Annotated in this window: 15 protein-coding genes; 12 read left to right on the top strand and 3 right to left on the bottom strand. The window is 70.0% G+C overall.

Features of this window, described 5'->3' with window-relative positions; all coding sequences use genetic code 11:
• The gene (locus LL239_RS13860; protein ID WP_228164026.1) at positions 1–858 is read left to right on the top strand and encodes a polyphosphate kinase 2 family protein; all 858 of its coding nucleotides are present in this window, start codon (positions 1–3) and stop codon (positions 856–858) included.
• Here the strand turns inward: LL239_RS13860 and LL239_RS13855 are convergent.
• Positions 855–2,069 carry an isochorismate synthase gene (locus LL239_RS13855; RefSeq protein WP_228164059.1) on the bottom strand — a complete coding sequence of 405 codons (1,215 nt, stop codon included), beginning with the start codon at positions 2,067–2,069 and terminating at the stop codon, positions 855–857. The two genes, LL239_RS13860 and LL239_RS13855, sit on opposite strands and share 4 nt — an antisense overlap.
• 97 nt (positions 2,070–2,166) lie before the next feature.
• Between LL239_RS13855 and LL239_RS13850 the strand changes: the two genes are divergently transcribed.
• The 11 genes from LL239_RS13850 to LL239_RS13800 all read left to right on the top strand — a co-directional run bounded on the left by LL239_RS13850 (position 2,167) and on the right by LL239_RS13800 (position 13,539).
• Positions 2,167–2,730 carry a DUF402 domain-containing protein gene (locus LL239_RS13850; RefSeq protein ID WP_228164025.1) on the top strand — a complete coding sequence of 188 codons (564 nt, stop codon included), beginning with the start codon at positions 2,167–2,169 and terminating at the stop codon, positions 2,728–2,730.
• Between the two features lie 9 nt (positions 2,731–2,739).
• Positions 2,740–3,459: a demethylmenaquinone methyltransferase gene (locus LL239_RS13845; protein ID WP_228164024.1), complete on the top strand. Its 720-nt coding sequence runs from the start codon at positions 2,740–2,742 to the stop codon at positions 3,457–3,459.
• Between the two features lie 63 nt (positions 3,460–3,522).
• On the top strand, positions 3,523–4,584 hold the full coding sequence (locus tag LL239_RS13840; RefSeq protein ID WP_228164023.1) for a polyprenyl synthetase family protein: 1,062 nt from the start codon (positions 3,523–3,525) through the stop codon (positions 4,582–4,584).
• Positions 4,585–4,623: 39 nt separating this feature from the next.
• On the top strand, positions 4,624–5,994 hold the full coding sequence (locus LL239_RS13835) for an FAD-dependent oxidoreductase (protein ID WP_228164022.1): 1,371 nt from the start codon (positions 4,624–4,626) through the stop codon (positions 5,992–5,994).
• Positions 5,995–6,131: 137 nt separating this feature from the next.
• Positions 6,132–7,397: a sugar ABC transporter substrate-binding protein gene (locus tag LL239_RS13830; RefSeq protein ID WP_228164021.1), complete on the top strand. Its 1,266-nt coding sequence runs from the start codon at positions 6,132–6,134 to the stop codon at positions 7,395–7,397.
• Complete coding sequence (locus tag LL239_RS13825; protein ID WP_374197639.1) at positions 7,394–8,374, top strand: carbohydrate ABC transporter permease; 981 nt, start codon at positions 7,394–7,396, stop codon at positions 8,372–8,374. The genes LL239_RS13830 and LL239_RS13825 overlap by 4 nt, the downstream gene beginning before the upstream one ends.
• On the top strand, positions 8,374–9,222 hold the full coding sequence (locus LL239_RS13820) for a carbohydrate ABC transporter permease (protein WP_308218586.1): 849 nt from the start codon (positions 8,374–8,376) through the stop codon (positions 9,220–9,222). Before LL239_RS13825 ends, LL239_RS13820 begins: the two co-directional genes overlap by 1 nt.
• Before the next feature lie 12 nt (positions 9,223–9,234).
• The gene (locus LL239_RS13815; protein ID WP_228164020.1) at positions 9,235–10,503 is read left to right on the top strand and encodes an ABC transporter ATP-binding protein; all 1,269 of its coding nucleotides are present in this window, start codon (positions 9,235–9,237) and stop codon (positions 10,501–10,503) included.
• A gap of 178 nt (positions 10,504–10,681) precedes the next feature.
• Complete coding sequence (locus LL239_RS13810; RefSeq protein ID WP_228164019.1) at positions 10,682–11,644, top strand: alpha/beta hydrolase; 963 nt, start codon at positions 10,682–10,684, stop codon at positions 11,642–11,644.
• 20 nt (positions 11,645–11,664) lie between these two features.
• Positions 11,665–13,356, top strand: a complete 1,692-nt coding sequence (locus tag LL239_RS13805; protein WP_228164018.1) for an AMP-binding protein — start codon at positions 11,665–11,667, stop codon at positions 13,354–13,356.
• A gap of 45 nt (positions 13,357–13,401) precedes the next feature.
• Positions 13,402–13,539 (top strand): hypothetical protein, encoded by a 138-nt coding sequence (locus LL239_RS13800; RefSeq protein ID WP_228164017.1) that lies wholly within the window; start codon positions 13,402–13,404, stop codon positions 13,537–13,539.
• Between the two features lie 56 nt (positions 13,540–13,595).
• Here LL239_RS13800 and LL239_RS13795 read toward each other — a convergent pair whose 3' ends face one another.
• Positions 13,596–14,912 carry an Nramp family divalent metal transporter gene (locus LL239_RS13795; RefSeq protein WP_228164016.1) on the bottom strand — a complete coding sequence of 439 codons (1,317 nt, stop codon included), beginning with the start codon at positions 14,910–14,912 and terminating at the stop codon, positions 13,596–13,598.
• Positions 14,913–14,986: 74 nt separating this feature from the next.
• Positions 14,987–15,922 (bottom strand): dihydrodipicolinate synthase family protein, encoded by a 936-nt coding sequence (locus tag LL239_RS13790; RefSeq protein ID WP_228164015.1) that lies wholly within the window; start codon positions 15,920–15,922, stop codon positions 14,987–14,989.

Here is a 15,922-nt window from a genome sequence, read left to right as displayed (position 1 = left end):
ATGAGTTCGCACAGCCGCTGGTCCACGCCCGCCGCCGATGTCCTGAGCGTCGCTCCGGGGTTCCGACTCGCCGACGTCGACACCCGTGCCACGCCCGGGTACGACGCGGACAAGGAGCAGGGCAAGGCGGATCTCGACGCGGGCGTGGCCCCGTTGGCCGACCTGCAGGAGCGGCTGTTCGCGCAGAGTGTCGCCGGTACCGCGACCGGGTCTGTGCTGCTCGTGCTGCAGGCGATGGACACCGCGGGCAAGGGCGGCATCGTCAAGCACGTCGTGGGTGCCGTCGACCCGCAGGGGGTCGACCTGGCCTCGTTCAAGAAGCCCACCGCCGAAGAGCTCTCCCACGACTTCCTGTGGCGCATCCGCAAGCGGCTTCCGGATGCCGGGCGCCTCGGTGTCTTCGACCGGTCGCACTACGAGGACGTGCTCATCGCCCGCGTGCGCGAGCTCGCCGCGGCCGACGAGATCGAACGCCGCTACGGGGCGATCGTGGCCTTCGAGGCGGAGGCGGCGGAGCTCGGCATCCGGGTCGTGAAGGTGATGCTGCACATCTCGAAGGAGGAGCAGCGCGCGCGCCTGGCCGAGCGCCTCGAGCGCCCCGACAAGCACTGGAAGTACAACCCGTCCGACGTGGACGAACGCGCGCGATGGGACGACTACATGGATGCCTACCAGGTGGCGCTCGAGCGCACCTCGACGCCGCTGTCCCCGTGGCATGTCGTCCCGGCCGACCGGAAGTGGTACGCACGGCTGGCGGTGCAGCAGCTCCTCATCGACGCGCTGGCCGACATCGACCCGCAGTGGCCCGCGGCCGACTACGACGTCGCCACGGAGAAGCAGCGTCTGGCGGCGTCCTAAGCGAGCGCCTCGACGATCGGCCGGAACTTCACGCGGGTCTCCAGCAACTCCGACTCGGGCACGCTGTCGGCGACGATCCCCGCCCCGGCGTAGGCGGTGATCGGGGCGGTCGGTGAGGCGGGAGCGGCGGGGTCGATCTGCGCGCAGCGCAGGGCGATGGCCCACTCGCCGTCGCCCGACGCTCCGATCCAGCCGACGGCCCCGGCGTAGCGGCCGCGGTCGAACGGTTCGAGGCGCCGGATGACATCCATCGCGACCGCGGTGGGGGTTCCGGCGACGGCCGCGGTGGGGTGCAGCACGGCGACGAGGTCGAGTGAGGATGCGGCTTCGGAGAGCTCGCCCTCGATGTCGGTGGCCAGGTGCCAGACGTTGGGGAGCTTGAGCGTGAAGGGCTGCTCGCCCGCGGCCAGGGCCGACGTGTGCGGACGGAGGGCGGTCAGCACGCTCTGCACGGCGAAGCGGTGCTCTTCCTGGTCCTTCGGGCTCTCGGCGAGGGCGAGCGCGGCCGCCACGTCGCTGTCGGCGTCGCCGCCGCGGGCCGTGGTGCCGGCCAGCACCCGGGCGGTCACCGTGCCGTGCGAGACCGTGACCAGCGTTTCCGGGCTCGCGCCGATGAGACCGTCGATGGCGAAGACCCAGCAGTCGGGGTAGCCCTCGAGGAGCGAGCGGACGAGGCGCCGCCGGTCCGAGCCGGAGGGGATCGTGCCGACGATGTCGCGCGCGAGGACGACCTTGCGGACCTCGCCGACGCGGATCGCCTCGACCGCTCGGTGCACGGCCTCCTGGTACCCCTCGGCGGTCTGCCGCCCGGGCCCGAGCGTGGCCGACCAGTGCGGGCCGAAGGGGGAGCGCGGCGGCAGATCCGGTTCCGGTTCGTCGGGGGTGTCGGCGAACGCGATCCGCGTGACCCAGGCGCGACCGCCGTGGCGGCCCACGATGGTGCCGGGCACGCGCAGGACGCTCTCGCGCTCGGAGCGCGGGTCGAACACGAACGAGCCGAACGCGACGAGCCCCGTGCCGGGAACGCCGATCGGATCGTCGATCTCGGCCGCGGCGGCGATGCGTCGCCAGCGGTCCGCGATCGTCGCGTCGCCGGGCTGCGCGCCGGTGTAGCGGATCGTCAGAAGGTCGCCGAAGCCGGCGAGGGACTCCCCGCGACGGCTCCAGAACAGGGGGTCGTAGCCGGTCGTGTAGTCCAGCACGTCGTCCATGGGAGCGAGTTCCCGGGTCACGACGCGCAGACGCGGCACGATGTCGTCCGCCGGTCGCTGCACCTTCCCACACTAGACCGCGACTTAGACTCGCGGCATGACGTCCCGACCTGCACCCGGCACCCGACTCGTGTTCCGCTGGCGCAAGTGGGACGGGTCCGCGCACTGGGAACAGGACTGCGTCTACCTCGGGTCGGACAGCTGGGGGGACTGGTTCGGGCAGCGGGTCGGCTGGCGCAGCGTGCGTCCCGGCCGCGAGTTCGTGTGCCGTGAGCCCAACGTGACGCTGGTCCCCGCCAGCGGCGACTGGGCCTTCACCCACAACGCCGCACCGCATCCGGTCGCGGTCTACATCGACCTCGCGTGGGAGGCCGGGTGGGATGACGAGGGCACCCCCGTCGGCATCGACATGGACCTCGACGTCGTGCGCCGCACCGACGGGCGCGGCACCTGGATCGACGACCGCGACGAGTGGGACGACCACCGCGTGCGCTACGGCTACCCCGCCGACGTCGTCGCGCACCTCGAGTCCGTCGCGGCGGACCTCGAACGGCGCGTGCGTGCGGGGGAGGCGCCCTTCTCGGACGACGTGACCGGTCCGTGGCTGCAGCGGCTCGCGGACCTCGCGCAACCCGAGGACGAGGATGCGGCCCGCGCCTAGACTCGACGGGTGAGCAGCGACCCCAACCGCGCCGACCTCGGCAAGGATCCCCATCGCGTCAGCGGCATGTTCGATCAGGTGGCCGCGGCCTACGACCGCACCAACACGGTGCTGAGCCTGGGCAACGACCGGTTCTGGCGCGTGGCCACCCTGAAGGCCGTCGCTCCGCGGCGCGGCGAGCGGATCCTCGATCTCGCCGCCGGGACGGGGACCTCGTCGATGGCGTTCGTCCCCAGCGGCGCCCACGTGGTGGCGGCCGACTTCTCCCGCGGCATGATCGCCGAGGGGCGCCGTCGGCACGGGAACGTTCCGAACCTCGAGTTCGTCCAGGCGGATGCCACCGACCTGCCGTTCGCAGACGGGGAGTTCGACGCGGTGACGATGTCGTTCGGCCTGCGCAACGTCAACGATCCGCGTCGCGCCCTTCGCGAACTGCGTCGCGTGACGCGCGCCGGGGGGCGCATCGTCGTGTGCGAGTTCTCGCACCCGCCGTCCCGTGCCTTCGCCGGCCTCTATCGCTTCTACAACGACCGTGTCCTGCCGGTGGTCGCGAAGGCGGTGAGCTCGAACGCCGAGGCGTACGACTACCTGAACGAGTCCATCCGGGACTGGCCGGATCAACCGACACTGGCGGCATGGATGCGCGACGCCGGCTGGGGTGACGTGGCGTACCGCAACCTCACGTTCGGTATCGTCGCCCTTCATCGCGGGATCAATCCCGCGCAGTAGCGGCCGCGCAACCGTCGAGATACCGTCGGCGGCCCTCCACCGCGCCAGGATAGGCTGGAAATCGTGACCCCGAGACCGCCCGCGGCCGGCTCCCGCCTGTCGGGCAAGCTGGGCCTGAGTGACCGCATCTTCGGCGGGCTGCGCGCGCGCACCCTGCTGTCCACCGTCGAGGCCGGCCTCGACCTCGTCGAGGGCACCCTCGAACGCGAGGTGCGCAGCGCCGACAAGCTCGCCGACGTCACCGCCCGCTACCTGTACGAGGCGGGGGGCAAACGCGTGCGGCCGATGCTCGCGATCCTCACCGCCCAGCTCGGTCAGGGCACCACGACCGAGGTCGTCGAGGTCGCCACGGCCCTCGAGCTGACGCACCTGGGGTCGCTGTACCACGACGACGTCATGGACGGCGCGGACAAGCGCCGCGGCGTGCCCAGCGCTCAGACGGTGTGGGGCAACAACATCGCGATCCTCACCGGGGATCTGCTGTTCTCGCGCGCCAGTCAGCTCATGGCCCGCCGCGGCGAGCGGGCGATCCAGCTTCAGGCCGACACGTTCGAGCGGCTCGTGCTGGGACAGATGCACGAGACCGTCGGCCCGCAGGAGGGCGACGAGCCGGTGGAGTTCTACCTCCGGGTGCTCGCCGACAAGACGGGCTCCCTGATCGCTGCGGCCGCGCAGTCAGGGGTCATCTACTCGGGTGCCCCCGAGGAGTTCGAGGCTCCCATGGTCGTGTTCGGCGAGAAGGCCGGTGTCGCCTTCCAACTGCTCGACGACGTCATCGACCTGTCTCCCGACCCGTCCGAGACGGGCAAGGTGCCCGGCACCGACCTGCGCGCGGGCGTACCGACCATGCCGTACCTCCTGCTGGGTCACCGCACCGATCAGGCATCGGCGGATCTGCGCGCGCGCATCGACGAGGGTCAGGACCGCATCGCCGGGGGTGCCGACCCCGCCATCCTCGACGACGCCCTCACCGAGCTGCGCGAGCACGAGACGACGCGGGAGACGCTGGACCTGGCCCACCGGTGGTCGCAGGAAGCGATCGATGCGCTCGCCCCGTTGCCGGACGGCGCCGTCCGCGAGGCCCTGACGAGGTTCGCCCGCGCCGTGGCCGACCGCTCCGCCTGACCGTTCCCCCACCCCCCGATCGCGATCGAGAGGATTCCCATGAAGCTGCGCCTTGCCATCGTCGGCGCCGGCCCCGCCGGCATCTACGCCGCCGACATCCTGCTGAAGGCCGAGCGGCAGTTCGACGTGTCGATCGACCTCTTCGAGCAGCTCCCCGCTCCCTACGGTCTCGTGCGCTACGGCGTCGCCCCGGACCACCCACGCATCAAGGGCGTCATCACGGCTCTGCGCGAAGTCCTCGACCGCGGCGACATCCGCATCTTCGGCAACGTGCGCTTCGGCGAGGACATCACCCTCGACGACCTCAAACAGCACTACAACGCCGTGATCTTCTCCACGGGCGCGATCCGCGACGCCGATCTCGACATCCCGGGCATCGACGCCGTCGGATCCTACGGCGCCGCGGACTTCGTCAGCTGGTTCGACGGTCACCCCGACGTGCCGCGCGAGTGGCCGCTCGAGGCGGAGTCGGTCGCGGTCATCGGCAACGGCAACGTCGCCCTCGACATCACGCGCATCCTGGCCAAGCACGCCGACGACCTGCTCCCCACCGAGATCCCCGCGAACGTCTACGAGGGGCTGAAGGCCTCGCCCGTCACGGACGTGCACGTGTTCGGCCGCCGTGGCCCCGCGCAGGTGAAGTTCACCCCGCTGGAGCTGCGCGAACTCGGCGAGCTGCGCGACGTCGACATGGTCGTGTACGACGAGGACTTCGACTACGACGAGGCCTCGCTCACCGCCATCCAGACCAACAAGCAGGTCAAGGTCATCGACCGGGTGCTGCAGGAGTGGCGGACGCGCCCCGGCGTGAACAACGCGGGCGGAGAAGCCTCTCGCCGCCTGCACCTGCACTTCTGGGCCAAGCCGCTCGAGGTCGTGAAGGATGCCGACGGTCGCGTCGCCGCGTTCCGGTACGAGCGCACGAAGCCCGACGCCGAGGGCGGTGTCGTCGGTACCGGCGAGATCCGCGAGGTGCCGGTCCAGGCGATCTACCGCGCGGTGGGGTACTTCGGGTCGCCGCTGAAGGACGTCCCCTTCGACGAGCGCCACGGGGTCATCCCCAACCACGAGGGCCAGGTGCTCCACCACGACACGAACGAGCGTGTCCCTGGCGTCTACGCCACCGGCTGGATCAAGCGCGGCCCCGTCGGACTCATCGGCCACACCAAGTCGGATGCCATGGAGACGGTGCGCCACGTCATCAACGACCAGAGCGAGTGGTGGCGGCCGGCCCACCCGGAGGAGGAGGCCATCCCGGCGCTCCTGGCCGAGCGCGGTGTGCGCTGGACCGACCTCGAGGGCTGGCATCGCCTCGACGCGCACGAGATCGCTCTCGGTGCTCCGCACGAGCGGGCTCGTATCAAGGTCGTCCCGCGCGACGAGATGATCCGGGTCTCGCGCGGCGAGTAACCCGCGTCCCACCCCGCGCGCGATTACACCCGACCTCCGCCGGAGGCAACCCTCCCGACCGCATCCGAGCCCCCTCGGCAGGATGGGGTGGACGACGCCGGGCAACGAGCGCCCGTGCACCGAGGCGAGGGGGCCGGATGCCAAGGGTGAGACGGATCGTGGCCGGGGCCGGTGCCGTCGTCCTGGCGGGCACCCTCGGCGCATGCTCCGCGAGCGACGATGTTCCGGTCCTCACGTGGTACATCAACCCCGACGACGGCGGTCAGGCCGAGATCGCGGCATCCTGCACCGAAGCCGCCGACGGGGCCTATCAGATTGAGACCTCGCTCCTGCCGCGAGACGCGGCGTCGCAGCGCGAGCAACTGGCACGACGCCTGGCGGCCAGCGACCGCTCGCTCGACATCATGAGCCTGGACCCGCCGTTCATCCCCGAGCTTGCCGAACCGGGGTTCCTCGCTCCCGTCCCGGACGACCTGCAGAACACCGAGGGCGTGGTGCAGGGCGCAGTGGAGTCGGCGAGCTGGGACGGGGAGCTGGTCACGGTGCCGTTCTGGGCCAACACGCAGCTGCTGTGGTACCGCACGTCCGTCGCCGAGGCCGCGGGGCTCGACATGACCCAGCCGGTCACCTGGGACCAGATCATCCAGGTGGCTGAGGACCAGGACAAGCAACTCGGCGTGCAGGGCGCGCTCGCGGAGTCGATGACGGTGTGGATCAACGCGCTCGTCGCGTCAGCGGGCGGCGAGATCCTCGAGGATCCGGATGCCCGGCCCGACGAGATGCGCCTCGGGCTGGACACCGACGCCGGTCGCGCGGCGGCCGACATCATCGGCCGGATCGGTTCGTCCGGTCTCGGTGGATCGGGACTTCCCACGGCCGACGAGAACGCCAGCATGAACCTCTTCCAGGGCGAGAACGGCTCGTTCATGGTCAACTGGCCCTTCGTCTACCCCGCGATGCAGGGCGCCGCCCCCGAGGTCGTCGAGGATCTCGGGTGGGCCGTCTACCCGCGGGTGGATGCCGAGACGCCCGCCGCCCCGCCCGTCGGGGGGATCAACCTCGGTGTCGGCGCGTACAGCGAGCACACCGACCTCGCCTGGCAGGCGGTGGCGTGCATCGTCAGCCCCGAGAACCAGGCGCAGTACTTCGTCACCAACGGCAACCCGCCCTCGAACACCGCGGCCTACGACGACCCCGAGGTGCAGGAGAAGTTCCCGATGGCCGACACGATCCGCGAGTCGCTCGACCTCGGCGCGCCGCGGCCCCAGACGCCGTACTACAACGAGATCTCGATCGGGCTGCAGCGCACGTGGCATCCGCCGAACGCCGTGAACCCCGACACGACGCCGCAGACGTCCACCGACTTCATCCTCGCGGTGCTCAGAGGGGAGAGGCTGCTGTGACCGCTGACATCGCCGCGGCCGGCAAAGTCCGGGCCGACGAAGACCCCGCTGGTTCCGCGCCGAAGCACAAGAAGCGCCGATCCGACCGTGCGCGCGCCGAAGCCCGCCTCGGGTGGATGCTCGCGGGCCCGGCGTTCGGCATCATGCTGCTGGTCACGCTGTACCCGATCGTGCAGGCACTGTGGGACTCGCTGTTCAGCCTGCGCCTGACGGCCCCGGACGACCGCGAGTTCATCTGGTTCCGCAACTATGCGGTGATCCTCGGTGACCCGGCGTTCTGGCAGTCGATGGGCGTCACGCTCTTCATCACCGTCGTCACGGTGCTGCTGGAGCTCGTCATCGGTTTCGGGTTCGCGCTGGTCATGCACCGCGCGATCAAGAAGCTGCGGGGTTTCGCGCGCACCGCGATCCTCGTGCCCTACGGCATCATCACCGTCGTCTCGGCGTTCGCCTTCTTCTACGCCTTCGACATCAACTCCGGCGGCTACGTCAACAACTGGCTGTCGTGGATCCCGGGGTTCGATGAGAACCTCAACTGGTTCGCCTCCCAGGGCACGTCGCTGACCGTGATCATCCTCAGCGAGGTGTGGAAGACCACGCCGTTCATCTCGCTCCTGCTCCTTTCCGGTCTCGCTCAGGTCCCCGGCGATCTGGAGGAGGCCGCGAAAGTCGATGGCGCAACCGCGTGGGAGGTCCTGCGCCGCGTGATCCTGCCGAACATGAAGGCCGCGATCATGGTCGCGGTGCTGTTCCGCACGCTCGAGGCGTTCCGCATCTTCGACAACATCTTCATCATGACCGCCGGCGCCAACGACACCGAGGCGCTGTCGCTGCTGGCGTACAACACCTCGATCGGGCGCCTGGAGATCGGCCTCGGGTCAGCCATCTCCGTGCTGCTGTTCCTCAGCGTCCTGATCATCGCCGGAATCTTCATCAAGGGCTTCAAAGTCGACCTGTCCGCGGGAAGGAACTCCTGATGCGCGCGATGACCTGGCCCCAGCGGATCGCCTGGATCGTGATCATCGCCGTCGTCCTGGTGTGGTCGCTGTTCCCGGTCTTCTCGATCGCGATGACATCGTTCAAGACGCCGGCGGGACTGTTCTCGGGGACGCTCCTGCCCGAGGAGTGGACGCTCGACAACTACGCCACGATCCTCGCCCCGGGCGGCAGCGCACAGGATCTCTTCCTTCCGGCGCTGCGCAACTCGATCGGCATCTCGCTCATCGCCACGTTCATCGCCGTGGTGCTGGCGACGCTGTGCGCCTATGCGATCGCGCGGCTGGACTTCCCGGGCAAGCGTGTGATCTTGACGACGGCGCTCGCGGTCTCGGTGTTCCCGATCGTGTCGATCGTGACGCCGCTGTTCAACCTGTGGCGCGCGATCGGCCTCTACGACACGTGGCTCGGGCTGATCATCCCGTACCTGTCGCTGACGCTGCCGATCTCTATCTGGACGCTCGCGGCGTTCTTCCGTCAGATCCCCTGGGAGCTGGAGCAGGCGGCGCAGGTCGATGGGGCGACTCCGTTCGAGGCGTTCCGCAAGACCGTCGTCCCGTTGGCGGCGCCGGGCGTCTTCACCACCGCCATCATCGCGTTCTTCATCGCGTGGAACGACTTCGTCTACGGCATCTCGCTGACATCGACGGATGCCGCGCGCCCGGTGCCGGCGGCGCTGTCGTTCTTCACCGGGGCCTCGCAGTTCGAGGAGCCCACGGGCGCGATCTCCGCCGCGGCGATCGTCGTCACCATCCCCATCGTCATCGTCGTCGTGATCTTCCAGCGCCGGATCGTGTCCGGTCTCACGCAGGGCGCCGTCAAGGGCTAGAGGAGAGATTCCATGGCATCCATCACTCTCAACCGCATCGTCAAGACGTACGACGACGGCTTCACCGCGGTCAAGGGCGTCGATCTCGACATCGCCGACGGCGAGTTCGTCATCCTCGTCGGCCCCTCGGGGTGCGGCAAGTCGACGCTGCTGCGGATGATCGTCGGTCTCGAGGACATCTCCGACGGCGAGCTGCGGATCGACGACGAGGTGGTCAATGACAAGGCGCCGAAGGACCGCAACCTCGCCATGGTGTTCCAGAACTATGCGCTCTACCCGCACCTGACCGTGTACGAGAACATCGCCTTCCCCATGCGACTGAAGTCCAGCGACGTCGACGAGAAGGAGATCGACGCCCGCGTGCGCCGCGCCTCGAAGCTGCTCGAGCTCGACGAGCACCTGGAGCGCAAGCCCGCGAACCTCTCGGGCGGCCAGCGTCAGCGCGTGGCCATGGGACGCGCGATCGTCCGCAACGCCAGTGCGTTCCTCTTCGACGAGCCGCTGTCCAACCTCGACGCGAAGCTGCGCGGGCAGATGCGCACCGAGATCGCGCGGCTGCAGCGCTCGCTCGGCATCACCACCGTGTACGTCACCCACGACCAGACCGAGGCGATGACCCTCGGCGACCGCGTCGCGGTGCTCCGTCGCGGCGAGCTGCAGCAGGTCGCGAGCCCGCGCGGACTGTACGACCAGCCGGTGAACCTCTTCGTCGCCGGGTTCATCGGTTCGCCGCCGATGAACTTCCTCAGCGGCACGGTCGACGGCGACGTGCTGCGCCTGCCGTTCGCCGACGTGCCCCTCGACGATCGGCTGCGTGCCGCTGTCGAGGGCCGCGACCTGGTCATCGTCGGCGTGCGCCCCGACGCGTTCGAGGACGCAAACGCCACCGAACGCGACCTCACGGGCGGGGTGACGGCCGAACTCGACATCGAGATGACCGAGTGGCTGGGCGAGGTGCTCTACGCCTACGTCCCCTACGAGACCGACGCGACGGTGAAGGAGAAGCTCTCGGAGCTCGACCGCGACTTGGACGGCGAGAGCCTGCGTACCGAGCTCGTCGTCGCGCTGGATGCCATGAGCGCCATCCGTGCCGGGGATGCCGCGCGCCTGTGGTTCTCGCCCGATTCGCTGCATTTGTTCGACCCCGAGACCGGCGTCAATCTCACGCGCGACGAGGCGAGAGCCGAGAAGCTCGAGGAAGACGCCCGCGCCGCGCGCACGCGCGCGCTGGAGCGGGCCAAGGAGCGCGCGGCGCGCGAGGACGCCGGCGCGACGCGCTGACGCCGTGCCGGACTCCGGAGCAACGGGCGGCAACGGGGCCGAACGGGAACCGTTGAGGCAGTTCCACCGCAATCTGTCCGGAGCCCGGCACGGGCGGCGCCGGAGCCCGGCACAGGCGGCGCCGGGGCCGAGGGTGCCTGTTCTCCTCGGATGGATGCCGTCGCCCTAGGCTGGCGCCATGGGGGAGTGGCATCCGGACATCCTCGGCGACGGGTTCGAGCAGCGGACCCTGCCGCTCGGCGCGGACGACGAGGGCGAGGTCGTCGCGACGCTCGTGCGGGCCATGCCCCACCCCGGTGCGCGGCTGTTCGGGGCGTGGCGCGAGGTCGACGTCCTGTACGTGCACGGCTGGTCGGACTACTTCTTCCAGGCCGGTCTCGCGCGGTTCTTCACCGAGCGCGGGGCGCGGTTCCACGCGCTCGACCTGCGCAAGTACGGCCGCAGCATCCGCGCGGGGCAGACGCGCGGGTACGTCGCCGCCCTCGACGTGTACGACGCCGACATCGAGGCGGCCCTGGATGCCATGGGCGCCGAGGCCCACGGGCGGCGTCTCGTGCTGCTCGGCCACAGCACCGGCGGCTTGACCCTGACGCTGTGGGCGGCGCGACACCCGGGCCGCGCGCACGCCGTCGTTCTGAACAGTCCCTGGCTCGAACTCCAGCTCGGGCCCCTCGGACGGCAGGCGCTCGCGCCGATCCTCAACGCCCGTGCCCGCATCGACCCGCTCGGCGCCCATCCCGCGGTCGACCTCGGGTTCTACACCCGCGCGCAGCGCGAGGTCGGCACACTCCCCGACAGCCCGAAGGGGTGGCGTCCCCCGCGCGGCTTCCCGACGCATCCGGGATGGCTCGCCGCCGTGGTCGCGGGCCACGCGCGGGTGGCATCCGGGGTCGAGGTCGGCTGCCCGGCGCTCGTTCTGCTGTCGGCGCGGTCGACCTCGGCGCTGTCATGGAGCGACGCGATGCTCTCGTCGGATTCGGTGCTCGTCGTCGACGACATCGCCCGCGCCGCCACCCGCATCGCCCGCGAGGTGACGATCGCCCGCATCGACGGGGCGCTCCACGACGTGTTCCTGTCGCAGCCGACGGCGAGGGATGCCGCCTACGCGACGCTCGACCGGTGGCTGGGGTGGCTAGCGTAGAAGGCGAGCGAAGGAGCCCCATGACCTCGACCACCCCCACCGAGCAGTACCGCGCGGCGCGCGACCGACTGCTCGCGGCCCGAACCGATCCCGAGCGTGCGGCGTCGTTCGTGTGGCCGCGCATCGAGGGACCCTTCAACTGGGCCATCGACTGGTTCGACCCGATGGCGCGCGGCAACGATCGACCCGCGCTGATCGTGGTCGACGACGATGAGACGCACCACGAGCGGACGTTCGACGAGCTCGCCCGGCGTTCGGATCAGCTCGCGGCGTGGCTGGCATCCCGGGGCGTCCGAAAGGGGCACGCGGTGCTCCTGATGCTCGGCAACCAGGTCGAACTGTGGGAGTCGATGCTTGCGATCATGAAGCTCGGCGGTGTGATCGCGCCGACCACGACGGCGCTCGGACCGGGAGACCTCGCCGACCGGATCGAGCGCGCCGAGATCCGGCACGTCATCGTGGGAGCAGCGGATGCCGCCAAGTTCGACGGTACGCCCACCGACCTCGGTCGGATCATCGTCGGTGAGCCGCGGCCGGGGTGGGCGCGCTACGACGACGCGTTCCGCGCGGAGGCGCCGCCGGCACGGCATCCGGGGACGACCGCCGACGACCGCCTGCTGCTGTATTTCACCTCGGGCACCACCTCGAAGCCGAAGCTCGTCGAGCACACGCACGTGTCGTACCCGGTCGGGCACCTCAGCACCATGTACTGGCTCGGGCTGGAGCCCGGCGACGTGCATCTGGCGATCAGCTCGCCGGGCTGGGCGAAGCACGCGTGGAGCTGCTTCTTCGCGCCGTGGATCGCGGAGGCGACCGTGCTCGCGCTGAACTACTCGCGGTTCTCGGCCGAGCGGCTGCTGGCCGAACTCGAGCGCGATCGCGTGACGACCTTCTGCGCGCCGCCCACGGTGTGGCGCATGCTCATCCAGACCGAGCTGTCGGGTCGGCGCGGCGCGCTGCGCGAAGTGGTCTCGGCCGGTGAGCCCTTGAACCCCGAGGTCATCGCGCACGTGCAGCGCGCGTGGGGGCTCGACATCCGCGACGGATACGGCCAGACCGAGATGACCGCGATCGTAGCGAACACGCCGGGCGCGCCGCTCGTCCCCGGCTCGATGGGCCGGCCGCTCCCGGGCTGCCCCGTGGTGATCGTCGATCCCCTCACCGGCGAGCGGGCCGACGAGGGTGAGATCTGTCTCGACCTGACGACGCGTCCCGTGAACCTCATGACGGGGTATGTCGGCGACCCGGAGCGGAACGCGGATGCCTTCGCCGACGGGCTCTTCCACACCGGCGACGTCGCGCGACGCGACGACACCGGCAGCATCACCTACATCGGCCGCACGGACGACGTCTTCAAGTCCTCGGACTACAAGATCAGCCCGTTCGAGCTGGAGAGCGTGCTGATCGGGCACCCGGCCGTCGTCGAGGCGGCGGTCGTGCCCGCCCCCGACGATCTGCGGTTGTCGGTGCCCAAGGCGTACGTCGTGCTGGCATCCGGACACGAACCCGGCGAGGAGGTCGCGTTGGAGATCCTGCGCTTCGCCCGCGAGCATCTGGCTCCCTTCCAGCGTCTGCGCCGCATCGAGTTCGCGGAGCTCCCGAAGACGATCTCGGGCAAGATCCGCCGGGTCGAGCTCCGCGATCGCGAGGAACGCGCCGCGCGCGGCGAGGTGGTCGTCGTGGAGTGGCGCGACGACAGCCTCCGCGGGTGAGGCAAGCCCCTCGTCCGCATCGGCTGCGCGTGTGACGATCGGATCATGGACAACGAGAAGAAGCAGCCGTTCGAGAACCCCACGGTCGACGACGAAAGCGACATGCCCTCGCCCGAGGAGGACCGCCCGATGGGGCGTGAGACCGAGCGCGAGATCGACCAGATGATCGGTGGCATCGAGTGACCACGCAGAGCGGCCCCGGTCCGCACAGACGGGGGCCGCTCACGGCGGGGTGATGTTCACCCCGCGATCAGGGTCACCATCAACCGGACGGACAGGGCAAGGACGGCGACGAGGCCGATGACGCCGAACACGTTCTGCCACCAGCGGTTGCGCAGCGGGCCCATGAGATCGCGGTTGTTCGCCATCACGATGATGAGCGCCGCCAGGATCGGGGCGAACAGCACCGTCAGCGCCTGGGCGAGGACGATGAGCTGCACCGGTGAGGCTCCGGAGAAGGCGATCGTGACTCCGAGACCGAACGCCAGGATGAAGGCGCTGCCCAGCCGCGCCGCCAACGTCTCGGAGGAGGGGCCCCGGCCGAGGGCGTCGGAGAGCATGGTGCCGCCGGCGATGCAGTTCGGGATCATGGACGAGAACGCCGCCCCGAAGAACCCGAGCGCGAAGATCCACGCCCCCACGGGACCCGCGACGGGTTCGAAGATGCGCGCCAGGCCGGTGAAGGCCGCCGGGGTGTCGGCTCCGGTCTGGCCCAGCACGGACGCCGAGACGACGATCACGAGGGCCGTCATGATGCCGGGCGCGACGATGCCCGGGATGGTGTCGACGACGGTGATGTCGCGGTACTCGCCCGCGTCGCGATCGCGGGCTTTCGTGCCGTACGAGGTGAAGAACGCGGCATTGATCGAGAAGTTCGTCCCGACGAGACCGATGATGAGCAGCCATGCTCCGCCGGGGACGATGGGGATGAGCCCGGCTCCGGCGGCGGCCCAGTCGGGGTTCGACGCGAAGGCGGAGGCGATGAAGCAGAACGCCATGAGCGCGACGATGGCGATGAGGATCTTCTCGACGACGCCGTAGATCTTCTTCAGCAGCAGGATCGTGCCCACCAGGACGGTGCAGATGAGCGTCCACATCACGGGCGAGGTGCCGGGGATCAGCATCGACAGCCCCACACCGGAACCGACGGCGTTGCCGACCGAGAAGCACAGGGTGATCAGGAACACCCCGATGCCGGCCGCGACGCCGACCCAGGTGCCGTAGGTGTCTTTGATCGAGGAGATCAGGGACACCGGCGTGCGGATCCCCAATCGGACGCTCATGTCGGTGAGGAAGATCATCAGAATCGTCGAGACGATGATCACCCAGATCAGGGTGTAGCCGTAGAGGGCTCCGGCGTTCATCGCGGTGGTGAGGTTGCCGGGGCCGAACTGCCAGGCGCCCGCGACGAAGGCGGGACCGATGAGGGCGAGGCGGCGCCAGAACGTCCGGCGTGTGCCGTGCGAGCCGACGAGGTTGCGGATGGTCTCGGTCGAGATGCGGCCGTGACCGGTGCCGGGGGTCGCGGGGGGTCGTGCGGTGGTGCGATCGCTCATGGGTGGGTCCTTCCGTCGTCATTGACGAGATGGGTCATGAGGGGCGGCCGTCCCGGGGGCCGCCCCCGAGGGGGTCAGGCCGGGACGACCACGCTGCCCAGGTCGGCGGAGGCGAACGCGGCGGCGATCTCAGCGTCGGCTCCGGCGGGCAGGGGCAGGAGGGGCTCGCGCACGGTGGCGTGATCCAGGATGCCACGATTCACCAGGCCCCACTTGAGGGCCACCGTGCCCTCCATGTGGGAGCCGCGGTGATACACGGCCTTCGTCACCGGGAGCAGGCGCTCGTGGATCGCGTGGGCGCCGGCGTAGTCGCGTGCCTTGCCGGCGGCGATGAGTTCCACGAGGAGTTCGGGGGCGATGTTGCCGTAGCCGACGAGGAGACCGTCGACGTCGAACATCGTCGGGAGCAGGTACTCGTCGTGGCACGACAGCACCTGGAGCTCGGGGTAGGCGGCACGCAGAGCGGGGATCTCGGTGTACCAGCGGCGCATGTTGCGCACGCCGTTCTTCGTGTGGTTCACACCCTCTTGGCCAGCGATCTCGAGCTGGGTGTCGAGGTCGTACGAGGCCTTGGTGTTGTCGGGGTACTGGAAGAGGATCTCCTCCAGGCCGGACTCCTCCCAGATCGCGCGGTAGCGGGTCTGCGGGGCGCCGGGCTGGAAGCCGAAGCGCAGCCATCCGTGCGAGGGGTACACGAGCGCGCCTTTCGCGCCCGCGGCGGCGGCATCCTTCGCCTCGAGCGCGGCGGTGAGGTTGCCCTCCTTGGTGATGCCGGCGATGATCGGCAGCCGGTCGTCGACCGAGTCGCGGAACGCGCGGATCACGTCGAGCTGCTCCTTCTCCGTCAGGAAGGTGCCTTCTCCGGCGTGTCCGAGGACGACGAGGCTCTTGACCCCGTCGATCGATCCCAGCCACGAGCCGAGGCGCTGGATGGCGGCGTAGTCGACATCGCCGTCGGGGGTGAACGGGGTAACGGGGGCGGGGTTCAGGCCGCGGAGGTCGAGGACCAT

The organism is Microbacterium testaceum (assembly GCF_020781835.1).
In the GTDB taxonomy this organism is placed as follows: domain Bacteria; phylum Actinomycetota; class Actinomycetes; order Actinomycetales; family Microbacteriaceae; genus Microbacterium; species Microbacterium testaceum_H.
The sequence above is the reverse complement of the archived record's forward strand: the minus strand, read 5'-3'. Positions and strand labels throughout refer to the sequence as shown.

Excerpts from the sequence above, each read along its gene's own strand:
- LL239_RS13860 (WP_228164026.1), top strand. The coding sequence starts at position 1 with ATGAGTTCGCACAGCCGCTGGTCCACGCCCGCCGCCGATGTCCTGAGC.
- LL239_RS13855 (WP_228164059.1), bottom strand. The coding sequence starts at position 2,069 with ATGGACGACGTGCTGGACTACACGACCGGCTACGACCCCCTGTTCTGG.
- LL239_RS13850 (WP_228164025.1), top strand. The coding sequence starts at position 2,167 with ATGACGTCCCGACCTGCACCCGGCACCCGACTCGTGTTCCGCTGGCGC.
- LL239_RS13835 (WP_228164022.1), top strand. The coding sequence starts at position 4,624 with ATGAAGCTGCGCCTTGCCATCGTCGGCGCCGGCCCCGCCGGCATCTAC.
- LL239_RS13830 (WP_228164021.1), top strand. The coding sequence starts at position 6,132 with ATGCCAAGGGTGAGACGGATCGTGGCCGGGGCCGGTGCCGTCGTCCTG.
- LL239_RS13820 (WP_308218586.1), top strand. The coding sequence starts at position 8,374 with ATGCGCGCGATGACCTGGCCCCAGCGGATCGCCTGGATCGTGATCATC.
- LL239_RS13815 (WP_228164020.1), top strand. The coding sequence starts at position 9,235 with ATGGCATCCATCACTCTCAACCGCATCGTCAAGACGTACGACGACGGC.
- LL239_RS13810 (WP_228164019.1), top strand. The coding sequence starts at position 10,682 with ATGGGGGAGTGGCATCCGGACATCCTCGGCGACGGGTTCGAGCAGCGG.
- LL239_RS13805 (WP_228164018.1), top strand. The coding sequence starts at position 11,665 with ATGACCTCGACCACCCCCACCGAGCAGTACCGCGCGGCGCGCGACCGA.
- LL239_RS13800 (WP_228164017.1), top strand. The coding sequence starts at position 13,402 with ATGGACAACGAGAAGAAGCAGCCGTTCGAGAACCCCACGGTCGACGAC.
- LL239_RS13795 (WP_228164016.1), bottom strand. The coding sequence starts at position 14,912 with ATGAGCGATCGCACCACCGCACGACCCCCCGCGACCCCCGGCACCGGT.
- LL239_RS13790 (WP_228164015.1), bottom strand. The coding sequence starts at position 15,922 with ATGGTCCTCGACCTCCGCGGCCTGAACCCCGCCCCCGTTACCCCGTTC.